Consider the following 13,095-nt stretch of genomic DNA (forward strand, 5'->3'; position numbering starts at 1 on the left):
GACGGGCACGGGCGGGCGAGGGGTGGGAAAAGGCGCAGCTCAGGCGGCTGGCACCCTCCCGGATGCGGCACGGCTACCCGGGCCCTCCTCCCCGAAGTGCCCAAAAGCTGAAATCGCGATCGCCCCGAAGGGAATATCAGCGCTTCCCTATCAGCCGTGGCTGCGCAATAGCTCACGCACGTCACGCGCTCTGCGCCGCCTCCAGCTTCGCCCGCTCGGCGCGAACCTCCTGGGCGCGGACGCGCACGAGCGACGTGATGGCGCACTCGAGCATGCCGCGATCGGGTACGCGCGTCGTGAGGCGCTGCATCTGGAGCCCGGGCCAGAGCACCACGCGCACGAGAGGGCTATCGAGACGTTTTCCCGCCCACCGGACCGTCACCTCGTACGAAATTCCCATGACCACCGGCAGCAGCACGAGCCGCGATGCGAATACGATGGCCCCGCGCACGAACCCCGTCGCACCAAGCGCATCGGCAAACGCGCCCACTGGCGCGACCGCGTTCACCACGATCGCGATGATGACCGTCATGACGAGAAACGCCGTGCCGCACCGCACATGAAGCCGCGAGAAGCGCATGCAGTTCTGGGGCGTGAGGTCGAGCCCGTGTTCGTAGCAGTGAATCGCCTGATGCTCTGCGCCGTGGTAGGCAAAGACACGTGCCATATCCGGCATACGGCCAATGCACCATATGTAGATCACGAGCGCCACGAGGCGCAGCGCCGCCTCGACAAGATTCCACACGAGGCTGTTATGGGCCTGAAGATCGCCCATAAGAAGATTCGTTACCGCAACAGGCAGGGCAACGAACAGGCCGATGCCTAGAAGCAGCCCCATACAGACAGAGATGAACATGCCCGCCGTCTCGAAGGCGGGGGCGGCAGAGCTGCTCGGGCTGGCACCCTTGCCTGCAGGCTCCTCCTCCCGCGCGGCGGGAACAGCGTCTTTCGGCACAGCAGCCCCGGAACGCTCAGTACATCCCGGGCCGATGGGGGCTTCCTCGTGCGGGCGCTCAGGGCCTTCCGGATCGGCGGGATTGTCCTCGTGCGGGCGCGCGGCCTTACCCGGCTCGGCGGGAGCATCCTCATACACATGGTCAACAGCAATGGAGAGCGCCTGATAGGAGATGCGCATCGATTCGACAAACGACACGCAGCCGCGTACGATCGGCAGCTTTTGCCAAGCCGGGCGCTCCTCCGGCCCGGGAAGGGGGCGCTCCTCGACGTAGATGCCACCCGACTCCTCGCGCACAGAAACCGCCCAGCCATTGCGGCCGCGCATCATCACGCCTTCCAACACGGCAGATCCGCCGATGTGTGTTTGGAAGAGCTCGTCCATATGCCCCTGGCCGCCTTGCGCCATGGACTCCAGCGCATGGCCGACCGACGCGGACAGCACGCCGATACCGGTAGCGATGGATGGCATAGGGGTCCTTCCGTGCGGGTTTGGTAGCAGCATCATTATACGGCCTGGTCTCTGACGGCGCCCGGCGTTCCCAAATGATGGAAACAGAACGGGACGTCCGCGCGCGGCCCCGGCCCCATGACATAATACTGGTCGACCACAAGCAAGAAGGACGGAATCATGGCGCAGCAGTCTTCACATCGCCCACGCTCCGTACGCGGAGGCAAGCCCGCGCGGCGCGGGAAGGACCACCGGGGAACGTCGGCGTCTGCCGGCAGCGGGCAGCGGGCTAAGAGCTCCCCTGCCGGCAGCGGGCAGCGGTCGGCGGGCTCCCCTGCCAGCAGCGCTCGGCAGGCGGTCGGCCGCCCCGGCGGCGCCGCCTCCGGTGCAGGCCGCTCCGGCGGCGCCGCCTCCGGCGCAGGCCGCTCCGACGGCACCGCCTCCAATGCAACGCCGTCGCGCCGCAAGCTCAAGGATTCCGCCGGCCCCTGCCCCATCATGCGTGCATGCGGTGGGTGCGCGTGGCTTGGCATACCCTACCGGAAGCAGCTCGTCCGCAAGCAGGAAGCCATGGAGAATCTCTTCCGTCCGCTCATTGAGCGCATGGGATGGGACGCCGTGATCGAGGCCACCTGCGGCATGGGAGGCAAAGCGGGAGACCCGGGCAAGGCTCCCGCGCCGCGCGCGTTTCGCTACAAGGCGGCCACGCCCTTTGCACCCGGGCCCGCAGGCACGGTGCGCTCAGGATTCTTCGCCCGTGGAACGCACACCATCGTTCCCGCTCCAAACTGCACCGTCGAAGCCCCTGGAGCGCGGCACATCCTCAACGAGGTCGCCCGAGCCGCCGAGCGCCTGGGCATACCCGCATACGATGAAGATGCGCGGCAGGGTGTGCTGCGCTATGCAGTACTGCGCATGGGCTGGCGCACCGATGAAGCCATGCTCACCATCGTCACCGCGCGCCGCGAGGTGCCCCACATCGAAGACCTCGCCCACGGGCTTTCCAGCATCGACCCTCGCATCGTATGCGTGGCCCAGAATATCAACGGGCGCGAAGGCAATGCCATCCTGGGCCGCGAGACTCGGGTGCTGTGGGGTGCTCCTCACATGAAGGACGAGCTACTTGGTTGCACGTTCGCCATCTCGCCCACCGCGTTCTATCAAACGAACCCCCAACAGACCGAGGTCTTATACCGCCTCGCCATCGAGGGCATGGCGCTCGAAGCGGGCGACGTGCTACTTGATGCATATTGCGGAAGCGGAACGATCGGTCTTTGCGCTGCGCGCGATGCGGCCCGCGCGGGCAAGGCGATCAAACTCATCGGCGTGGAGAAGAACCCGGCGGGCATCGCCGACGCCCGCCTCAATGCCGAACTCAACGGCCTCGGCCCGGATGAGGCCTCCTTCATGGCAACCGACGCTACCGAGTTCCTGCGCGATGCGGCTCGCAGCGGCACGCATGTCGATGTCATCGCGCTCGACCCTCCGCGGGCCGGCTCAACGCCAGCGTTTCTTACGGCGGCTGCAGAGCTTGGACCGCGGCGCATCGTCTATATCAGCTGTAACCCCACAACGCAGGTGCGTGATCTGGAGATACTCGGGCACCAGGGCTACCGGCTCTGCCGCCTCACGCCCGTGGACATGTTCCCGCACACCGAGCACACGGAAACCGTCGCGGTTCTCGAACGCTCCTAGCGCGCTTTGTGACCAAGAGGGGCGAGCAGCTCAAGCGGATCACCAATAGATCGTCTCACCTAAACGGGTGCCCCATCCGCGCAGATAGCCCGCTTAGCTTAAAGTCAGGTCATCCGCCTCGATGGTATACATCCAACTGATGTAGACGCTCGGATAGTGTCCGCATAAGATGCGGGCGGGATCGATATGCCGTGCGCACGCCTGGGCAACAGCGGCAATCCCTCCCGGGGTAACCAGCTCGTCGACCGAGCCAACCTCGGCACCAACCTCGCTCACTACCGACCGCACGGCTTGAGCCGCCTCGGGGTCATAGGGGTCCTCCTCACCGGTAAGCTCGGTGTAGGCGCTGCTCATCGACGCGAACTGGGTATCGAACCCTTCCTCGCCCATCGCAGGCAAGTTCATGTCGACCCCGTAGCGAGCATACCCCCAAGACGCCAGAGGGAGCGCGGGCATAAGGTCCGCCGGGTTCGCAATATTGAAGATGTTGCCATAGCGCGCGGCGTGGGCGTGGGCGCTCGTGGTACATCCGGGCGACGCGAAGGTGTACCCTGCAACCGCATCGCCCGCCGCCAGTTCGAGCCCATCCTGGGACTGGGCGCCCTCTGCCAGCGCAGCAAGCTCGTCGTCCGCTTGGGCGGCAACGAGGTTCGCGATCGCCCCGCCGCGACTGTGCCCAACGAGCAACAGGGTCACCTGGTCTCCGCGCCTATGGCTTTCGCGCACCCAGGGAGCGACCGCCTGGCTCACCTCGCTCGCCGCCTCTACATACCCGGAGTGGTCGTACCGTGTCTCTTGATCCTCGGAAAGGGCTGTCTCGCCTTCGGGAGAAACGCCCTCGATTTTTAGGTTGCTCAGCCATTCCGATCCATAGCTGCCACGCACCGAGACGAGGATGACCGAACGAGTGGACCCGTCGGCTCCCGTTACGCGCTTGCGCGCCAAGGTGTAGGCGACGGTATCTTCTCGCTGCGTCACCAGATTGAGCATCTGGTCCATTACCTCGCTGCGATACTCGTACGAGGCTGTGGAAACCTCGTCGAAGCCCAGCTCGGCCAGGGCGTTCTCCATATACGGCGGCGTTTGATAGCTTTCTTGGTAATGAGAAGATTCGGAATACGCCAGGGCAGCAAGAACCGACGAGGCCTTTGCGAGGTCGTGGTTGTAGGTGCGCATGTCGCCGAAGAACCAGCCGTCATCCCAGACAACCGGCGACACCGTCTCGCGACCGGGCGCGTCGATGCAGGTATAGGTGATGCTCTTGGTAAAGCGCCCCGTCGCGGGAAGCTCCTCGCCATAGGCAACCGCGGAGCTTTGCGGCGAACCCGCTCCCCCGGCGTTTCGGCGATTCTGCTCGTAGCGACAGAGCATCATGAACACAAAGCTCAGAGCCATGATGGCGAGCACGAGCAGCACCAAGAACGGCAGGCGGCTCAACCCCGCCCGCACCGCAGACACCATATGACACCGCCCGAGCGCCATGATCTACCCTTCGCGAGCAACAAGATTCCGCAGGTCGCAGATGCCTGCATCGGCAAGTGCGGTAAGCATCGAGGCGCGATCGCGATTCATGATGAGCTCCCTGGGGAAATGAATCTCCTCGAGCATGGCGCTCACCTGGGGATACTTACCGATATCCGAGGCGATATGAGCATCGCTGGAAACCGATATGCCCACGCCGAGCTCCGCGCAGCGCTCGGCTATGCGGCGGCAGGCATCGTGCGTGTCGCCCTTGTGATCGCCCTCGAGACTGTGCTCGTTAACCTCGATGAGCTTATGGCGCTCCTTCGCAACGGTGAGCACCTCATCAACATCGAACGGCACGCCGGAACGCCCCGTATGCCCCAACACCAGCACCTTCGGCTGCTCAAGCGCTCGAATGTACATGCCGGTCGTCTGTGCCCCGGAGACATCTTCGGTGAACCGCGTATCGTGAACGCTCGCCACGAGATAATCGAGATTGCTCGTTACGCGCTCGAACAGGCTCTTGTCCTGCTTGTACGGCCGCCCGGTGATGCTTGCCGGACAGGCGATATCTTGCCCGAACAGCCCGCCCTCAAGCGAGACGATATCAACCTCCGCAGCGCGCAGGAGCACGACCCCGTCCCAAACGCGCGGCCACACGGTCTGGTTCACGAAGTATTGGAAGTTGCGGATGTGCTGCTCGGGAAAGAGCATGCAGCTGAAATGATCGGCGGACCCCAAGAGCTCGAGCCCTGCGGCGCGCGCTGCCGCGACGTTCTCCGCAATGGTTGAATATGCATGACGAGAGAACATCGTATGGGTATGGATATCTGATTTAATCTCGTATGTCATGAGATGCTCCTTAGATGTGAACCATCTGCAACAAGCGCGATTCCGGCGCGCCGCAGCCGCTGAACGCCGAGTAGTCCGGCACAGGGCCGCGCACAACGGCAATGCGCTCAGCCAAAGACGAAACCTACAGGCCGTAGTCTTCAGCAAGACGCTTCCATGCGGGAAGCGAACGCTCGATAACCTCGGGTGCCACGCAATACCCTACGCGCACCCACCCCTCAACGCCGAAGCTGTTGGAGGGCACCGGCAAGAGCTCGTAGGCCCGAGCGCGTTCGCAGAACGCCTCGGCATCGGGCTCAAGGGCACGGATCCACAGGTAGAAGGCACCGCCTGGCTCCACATAGGTATACCCCATCTGCGAGAGCGCCTGGGTGAGCAGGTCACGATTGCGAGCGTATGCCGCAACATCCGACGGAACGTCCACACAATCCATGACCACGCGCTGGAAGAGCGATGGCGCGCATACGAACCCGAGCGACCGGGCCGTTCCGGCAACGGCCGTCATGACCCGGCGGGCGCCCTCGCTCACCTGCGGCACGAGCACCCAGCCCACGCGCTCTCCAGGAAGCGAGAGCGATTTGCTGTACGAATAGCACACCACCGTGTGCTCGTAGAGCGACGGCACCCAAGGAACCTCAGCGCCGTAGGTGATTTCGCGGTAGGGCTCGTCTGAGATGAGGACAATGGGCTGAGGATGGCCCAGGCGCGCCTCGCGATCCACGTTCGCGCGCTCGAGGACATCCACGAGTTTCTCCAGGTTCTCCCTGGTATAGACCGCGCCCGTTGGGTTATTGGGCGAGTCGATGATAACCGCCGCGGTACGGTCGGTGATGGCGGCGGCGACCGCCTCGGGGTCGACCTGGAACGTTTCCTGATCGGCTAAGACCTCGATGCAGACGGCACCAGCCGTTTCGATCCACACGCGGTATTCCGGGAAATACGGCGCGATGACGATAACCTCATCGCCGGGGCACGTGACCGCTCCAAGCGTGCAGGACACCGAGGCGGCGGCGCCGACCGTCATGAACACATCGGCCATGGTGTAGTTCGTCCCAAAACGACGGTTGAGCGATTCCGCCACGGCAGCACGAACCTCGGGTGCGCCGGGCGCGGGCGTGTACCCGTGCACCTGCTCGGGTGGGAGCTTGAGCGAACGCTCGATGCTCTGCCTCACCTCGTCGGGGGCGGGCACGCTGGGGTTGCCCAGGCTGAAATCGAACACATTCTCATCGCCAATCTGTGCCTTGCGCTCGTTGGCGTACGTGAAAATCTCGCGAATCACCGAGCTCTCGGCACCGCGAGCATACATCGTATCGTTGATCATGATTGCTCCTCATATCGGCGCAGCCGTGCCGCGCACCGTCTTGTGGTCCATGATACGGCAAGATGCACGGCCCTCGGAGCCAGAACGCTCCAGGGCGCGGTGCCGATCAATGCGAGCAGCCAGATGGCGCTGGCAGATGGTGCCAGTGGCTTCGTACAACAGGCATGGAGCGTTGCACACGGCAAAGACGCGCCGGGCTCAGGTGCTCCATGCAGACGCTCCATGCAATCGTTACGCACATTCGCTCGGCGCAGCGCTCCGTGCAATCGCCCAGCGAAATCGTTCGCGCAAACGCTCAGCGCATTCGCTCGGCGCAGCGCTCCGTGCAAACGCTCGGCATACACGCTCACCAACTCGATGGAATGGCCGCGCCGGCCCGCACGGTGAAGGCGTTTTTGCAACGAATGTCGGTTTTCTGGCTAACTTTGTCGATTTCTGGCGATGGACTTCGACCATTCGGCGTCAAGAAGACCTCGCTAGCCATGTCCGCGCTCCGTTACCCACCCTTTCGGCATGTTTTTATAGCTAAATGTAGGACCCAGTGCCCCTCCGCCAGAAAGCCCAGGCGTCTGAGCGCAATAAATCGACAAAGTTAGCCAGAAATCAATCTCTCTACGAAAGACGCCCGCACTCGGAGTCGAGCGCGGGCGTCTTTTGCCGTTCAATCTACTGTCAAATCCGTCTTGGTCGGGCAGGAATCGCTTAGTCTTGATCCCCCTCCGAGTGGGAATCAGCAGCGACGGCCTCTGCGGCGAAGCGGGCGGCGTCTTCCGCAAGCTCCTCATCGCTCATGCGCGGCTTGCGGCGATCGCCGGGCTTGGAGCCATCCTTACCGCCAGCCTGCTCCTTGGCCAAGAATTCATCCCAAGTGTTATCAAGCAGCGCCTCGACGGCGTCGCCCTCGACGGTCTCGCGCTCCAGGAGCACGTTGGCCATGAGCTTGAGCTGGTCGGAGCGATCGCGCAGGATCTTCTCCGCACGCTCGTGCGCCTCACGCATGATGCGCTGCACCTCGGTATCGATACGGCGTGCGGTCTCCTCGGAGTAATCCTGATGATCGGCGTAATCGCGCCCCAAGAAGACCTGGTGCTGGGCTTCGCCGAAGACCTGCGTTCCGAGCGCCTCGCTCATACCCAAGCGCGTGACCATCTCGCGTGCCATCTTGGTTGCGCGCTCGAGGTCGTTCGATGCACCGGAGGTGATGTCGTCGCACATGAGCTCTTCGGCCACGCGACCGCCCAGGAACACCGCGAGCTCGTCGAGCATCTCGTTCTTGGTCTTGAGGAAATGGTCCTCAGTGGGTAGCTGCATGGTGTAGCCAAGTGCCTGGCCACGCGGGATGATCGTAATCTTGTGGACCGGGTCGGAGTGCTCGAGCACGTGCCCCACGAGGGCATGGCCGCTCTCGTGGAACGCGATGGTCGTGCGCTCGGTCTCGGTCATGACCCGGGCCTTGCGCTCGGGACCAGCGATCACGCGCTCCATAGACTCCTCGACCTCGTCCATGCTGATGCGCCCGCGGTGGCGGCGGGCGGTAAGCAGCGCGGCCTCGTTCATGAGGTTCGCAAGGTCGGCGCCGGTGAATCCCACGGTGAGCTGGGCGAGTTTATCGAAGCGCACGTCGTCTGCAAGCGGCTTGTTGGCGGAGTGCACCCGAAGGATCTGCTCGCGGCCCTTCACATCCGGGCGGTCCACGGTAATCTGCCGATCGAAGCGGCCAGGGCGCAGCAACGCCGGGTCGAGAATATCCGGGCGGTTGGTCGCAGCGATGAGGATCACGCTCTCGTTCTCCTCGAAGCCGTCCATCTCCACGAGCAGCTGGTTCAGCGTTTGCTCGCGCTCGTCATGCCCGCCGCCCAAGCCTGCTCCGCGCTGGCGTCCAACGGCATCGATCTCGTCAATGAAGATGATGCTCGGAGCCTGTTCCTTCGCCTTGGAGAAGAGGTCGCGCACGCGGCTTGCGCCCACGCCAACGAACATCTCAACGAAATCGGAACCGCTGATGCTGAAGAACGGCACCCCGGCCTCGCCGGCGACGGCCTTGGCCAGCAACGTCTTGCCCGTACCCGGAGGGCCTACGAGCAGGACGCCGCGCGGGATCTTCGCGCCAAGCTTACGGTAGCGCTCGGGATCTGCCAGGAAGTCGCGGACCTCCTCGAGCTCCTCGACCGCCTCGTCGATACCCGCCACATCGGCGAACTTGACCTTGGGGCGAGTAGCCTCGTTCATCTTGGCGTTCGTCTTGCCAAACTGCATGGTCTTGCTGTTGGCGCCCATCATCTGGCGCATGAAGTACAGCATGATGAGCACCAAGATCACCGTTGGGACCACGCTGATGAGAAAGTCCATGATCGCGTTGGGATCGTTGGTGTTGACGATGTAGACGGTGCTCGGGCGGCCGGCCATGAGGTCGGCAAGCGCATCGGAGCCCACGTAGGTAGAGGTAAAGTGCTTAAGCGCCGCGTTCTTGCCAATGTCCTCAGAACGCGTCCAGTACTCACCGGCCAGGCTGCCATCGGCCACGGTGTAGGTCACGTTGGCAACGCGCCCCTCTTCGACCGCGGTCACGAACTCGCTCGTAGCAAGCTCGTCGGCGGGGCTCTGCGCGCCAAAGCCACCGTTCATGCTGAAGATGACATAGGCGAGAAGACCGCACACAAGCAGGATATAGAGCCACGACACGCGGGACGGACCGCGCCTACCGGGACCGCCGCCGGGACGGCCCGATCCGTCGCCCGACCCACCGGAACGCCCGAGCCCCAGCTGGAACGGATCGTCAAACGACGAGCCGGGCGAATCCGGCGCTTCGGGGCGGGGCGCGTCATCCTGCTGATCGCGATTGCTTGAGCCACCGCCATCAGCAGCGAGAGCGAGCCCGCAGGCTCGCTCATCCTCAATCGTTGCGCTTAGAACACGACGGGTCATATTACGAATAAACCTCCGGCTTGAGAATCCCCACATAGGGGAGGTTGCGATAGCGCTCGGCAAAATCGAGGCCGTACCCCACCACGAACGCATCCGGGCAATGGGTGCCCACGTACTTGGGGTTGATTGCAGCCTGCTTGCCCTCCACGTCCTTCCACAGGAAGGTTGCCACCTCGATGGACGCGGGGTTACGGCTGCTCAGGTTCTTCATGAGGTACTTGAGCGTGAGGCCGGAATCCAGGATGTCCTCCACGATGAGCACGTCACGCCCCTTGATATCCATGTCCAGGTCTTTAACGATGCGCACCACGCCCGAGCTCTTGGCTTTATCGCCATAGCTTGAGACGGCCATGAAGTCGATGGCGAGCGGCACGTCGATAGAGCGCATAAGGTCGCCCATGAAGACGACGGCGCCGCGCAGGACGGCGATAAGCACCAGGTCTTTACCCTGGTAGTCGCGAGAGATCTCTGCGCCCATGCGCTTGACCATAGCCGCGATATCCTCTTCCGTGAACAGCACCTGCTCGATATCCGGATGCATAGCGCCCTGCTCGATCATATAAAAACCTCCTGCACATGTTGCCGTGATACGCAGCTTACCCAACACCCAGTTTTCATAACGCGAGATCCTGGGGGTGAATGACCAATTTTACCAGCACTTTACTGGCGGCCGTGCACTTAAAGCGGTCATCGAGGCGAATTCCGCCAACCCACACAACGGAACCCCCCGGAGCCGTGCGCACGACCGGCACGAGCGGGCGCTCTGCCACGGGAACCTGTTCCTCTCCCAAGAGGTCAGACAGCTTCTTGCTGCGGCCATGCATGCCCAGCGGGCAGAGAAGATCGCCGGGTGCGGGGGCGTCGACCCAGAGGCGCGCGCCGAGGGCCTCCGCCGTAAGGGAGCTTCCCGACTCCTTGAGTCGCACCAGGTCGCGCTCAGCGTAGCCCAGCGCCGCCGCGTCAACATAGGCCACGGAACCACCAGCTGGCGAGGAGGCCGCCGCCTCGCGCGCGAGGGCAACGGCGTCGGTTCCGGCAGGAATGCGTTCGAGCGACGCCTCGAGCACCGCGCCGTTCGCGAGGGGCATCCGGCCGGGCACCGCGATCCAGCCTGCCACCAGATGCTCGCGGGCAGATGCCGTGCGCAAGGCGAGCGTGCCAAACTCGATGCGCGCGTCGATATTGCCCGGCAGCGTGAGGGACCCCTCGCCCGCCGCGACGCAGCGAAGGATACTCTCCACATGGCGCATCTCGAGCCGTGCCTCGGCATCGAGCTGTTTTACCGCAAGACGCACCATGCGGCGAGCTATGGCAACCTCTGCCGCAGCCACGCGCGCGGCATCCAGTACCACAAGGCCTTCCTGCTGGCGGCGCGTGCACGAGCGAAGGGCCGTGGCGGCGAGATGCGCCATGAAGGCATCTTCGTCGCCCAAGATGTCGCACGCCGCTCCCACGTTCCGCGCAAGGTTCTCGTTACGTTCGCGGGCCACGGGAATCACGCGGTGGCGGACAAAATTGCGCAGATACGATGTGTCTTGGTTGCTCTCGTCTTCCCGCCAAGCGATGCCCGCCACTTCAAGATACCGGCAAAGCTCCTCGTGCGTGAGGTCGATGAGCGGGCGCACGATGATGTTCCTACGGCGCGGAATGCTCGAGAGTCCCGCGGGGCCCGCGCCCTTGATGGCGTTCATGAAGAACGTCTCGGCTCGGTCGCTTGCCGTGTGCGCGGTCACGATGCGCGCCGCGGTGCGAGGGCACCCCGCCTCTTGGCAGAGTTCGCGAACGTACCTCCGAGCGGCCGCATAGCGCACCTCTCGTGCGGCGGCTTCGAGATTTTGGCCGTTGAGCTCGGTGAACGATGCGTGTTCCACACACAGGGGAACCCCATAGCGCTCGCAGAGGCTGCGAACATGCTCCTCGTCTGCGTCGGACGCCTCCCCGCGGAGATGATGGTTTACATGGAGCACGTGGATGCGCTCTCGAGCTATGCGCGCAGGGCCTCGACCGTCCATGATGTCGAGCTTTGACGTGCACGCCATGACCAGAAGCGCCGTTGAATCCGCGCCGCCCGACACCATGAGCACGACGGGTGCCGATGGATCGAGCGCGCGGCCGGACGCGGTGCCCGCGCGATGTGAGACGAAACGCTGTGATACCGTGGGCATAGAGAATGGCTCCGATCGATACGTTGAAGAGAAATAGTCGTTCAAACCTGATACCCTAGACCGGGTTACAGACTCTCGCGTGGTTCACAGACACCCGGTGTCTACGAATCACAGTTCACAAACACCCAGTTCCTACGAACCACAAGCCCTGTTTTCAGGGTACCACCTGAGGTTATTGGACGACAGCATGACACACGCCTTGCGCCTACATATTCTCGGCAGTGGCTCCAAGGGCAACTGCGAGCTCATCGAGGGACCCGAGGGGATCATCATGGTCGACAACGGGTTTTCGCGACGCGAGGTCCTGCGGCGCATGGCAGAACTTGAACTCGAAGCATCCCGCGTGGTTGCCCTCATCGTCACGCACGAGCATTCCGATCACGTGAAGGGGCTTCCCGTTTGGTGCAAGAGCTTCCCGGGCGCGTTGCTCGCAAGCTCAGGCACCCCGCAAGCGCGCGCAACGCTCGAGGGGCTTCCGTTTACGGAGTTCGAGCCGGGGGCATGCCTCGACATCGCGGGGATCGAGGTGCAGACGTTTTCTACCTCGCATGATGTGGTCAACCCCATTGGCCTGCGCTTCTCGTGCCGCAACGACTCCATTGGCATCATGACCGATACCGGAACGGCGACCGAGGCGGCGCTGCAGGCGCTCGGCGACGTTCGGATTTTGGCACTTGAAAGCAACCATGACGTCCCCATGTTGAGAACTGGCTCCTACCCGCGGTACCTGCAGGACCGCATCATCTCTGAACGCGGCCACCTCTCAAACGCTCAGGCTGCCGAAGCCGCTCACTCACTTGTTGGCCCGCATACCGAGCAGCTTGTTGCCATGCACATATCGCAGGAGAACAACCGACCGAGCCTCGCGGTGCGCGCGCTTGCCGAGGCACTCGGTGCGGAGCTCGACAACAAGCTCGGATCATCCGCGACGCTGCGGCGGCCAGACCCGTTGCCCAGCCTGCATATCCGCGCCGCCGGCCAAAACCGGCCGATCAGCATTTGGTAACTGCCGCCAAACGGAAGCTTGCCGCTCGTTGCCGCGTTCTCGGGTGAGATCCGGGCACTGGGGCCGTTACGGTTGCGTTCTCGGGCGAAATTCGGACACTGCATTCGTTTTCGGGCAGTTTTCGTACGTTCCGGCAGTCCAAAACGGCGAAATGTCGCCCGAAGACGGAACGAGTATCCAAAACTCGCCCAAGAACGCGGCGTGCGTCCAAAACCCGCCCGAAGACACCCGGCGCATCCGGATGTCGCCCGAGAGCGCC

The 13,095-nt window shown here is 63.5% G+C and carries 9 protein-coding genes; 2 read left to right on the plus strand and 7 right to left on the minus strand.

The features are described 5' to 3' along the window. Positions 1–181 precede the first annotated feature (181 nt). On the minus strand, positions 182–1,426 hold the full coding sequence (locus HGEM_RS00175; RefSeq protein WP_019127371.1) for a DUF1385 domain-containing protein: 1,245 nt from the start codon (positions 1,424–1,426) through the stop codon (positions 182–184). Between the two features lie 159 nt (positions 1,427–1,585). Between HGEM_RS00175 and rlmD the strand changes: the two genes are divergently transcribed. Then, entirely contained in the window at positions 1,586–3,100 is a 1,515-nt protein-coding gene (gene rlmD / locus HGEM_RS00180) for a 23S rRNA (uracil(1939)-C(5))-methyltransferase RlmD (protein ID WP_019127373.1), read from the plus strand. A 93-nt stretch (positions 3,101–3,193) separates the two neighbouring features. On the opposite strand, the gene HGEM_RS00185 is transcribed toward rlmD, so the two are convergent. The 6 genes from HGEM_RS00185 to tilS all read right to left on the minus strand — a co-directional run bounded on the left by HGEM_RS00185 (position 3,194) and on the right by tilS (position 11,830). Further along, positions 3,194–4,582, minus strand: a complete 1,389-nt coding sequence (locus HGEM_RS00185) for a lipase family protein (protein WP_019127374.1) — start codon at positions 4,580–4,582, stop codon at positions 3,194–3,196. A 3-nt stretch (positions 4,583–4,585) separates the two neighbouring features. Further along, positions 4,586–5,416, minus strand: coding sequence for a PHP domain-containing protein (locus HGEM_RS00190; RefSeq protein WP_019127375.1), 831 nt, complete (start codon positions 5,414–5,416; stop codon positions 4,586–4,588). 124 nt (positions 5,417–5,540) lie between these two features. Next, the gene (locus HGEM_RS00195) at positions 5,541–6,740 is read right to left on the minus strand and encodes a pyridoxal phosphate-dependent aminotransferase (RefSeq protein ID WP_019127376.1); all 1,200 of its coding nucleotides are present in this window, start codon (positions 6,738–6,740) and stop codon (positions 5,541–5,543) included. Positions 6,741–7,442: 702 nt separating this feature from the next. Continuing rightward, positions 7,443–9,665 carry an ATP-dependent zinc metalloprotease FtsH gene (ftsH, locus tag HGEM_RS00200; RefSeq protein WP_019127377.1) on the minus strand — a complete coding sequence of 741 codons (2,223 nt, stop codon included), beginning with the start codon at positions 9,663–9,665 and terminating at the stop codon, positions 7,443–7,445. 1 nt (position 9,666) lies between these two features. Further along, positions 9,667–10,224: a hypoxanthine phosphoribosyltransferase gene (gene hpt / locus HGEM_RS00205; RefSeq protein ID WP_019127378.1), complete on the minus strand. Its 558-nt coding sequence runs from the start codon at positions 10,222–10,224 to the stop codon at positions 9,667–9,669. A 55-nt stretch (positions 10,225–10,279) separates the two neighbouring features. After that, positions 10,280–11,830, minus strand: coding sequence for a tRNA lysidine(34) synthetase TilS (gene tilS, locus HGEM_RS00210; RefSeq protein WP_019127379.1), 1,551 nt, complete (start codon positions 11,828–11,830; stop codon positions 10,280–10,282). A 187-nt stretch (positions 11,831–12,017) separates the two neighbouring features. Between tilS and HGEM_RS00215 the strand changes: the two genes are divergently transcribed. Further along, positions 12,018–12,836 (plus strand): MBL fold metallo-hydrolase, encoded by an 819-nt coding sequence (locus HGEM_RS00215; RefSeq protein WP_019127380.1) that lies wholly within the window; start codon positions 12,018–12,020, stop codon positions 12,834–12,836. Positions 12,837–13,095 lie beyond the last annotated feature (259 nt).

Origin of the sequence: Enorma massiliensis phI (assembly GCF_000311845.1) — a bacterium.
Lineage (GTDB): Bacteria > Actinomycetota > Coriobacteriia > Coriobacteriales > Coriobacteriaceae > Enorma > Enorma massiliensis.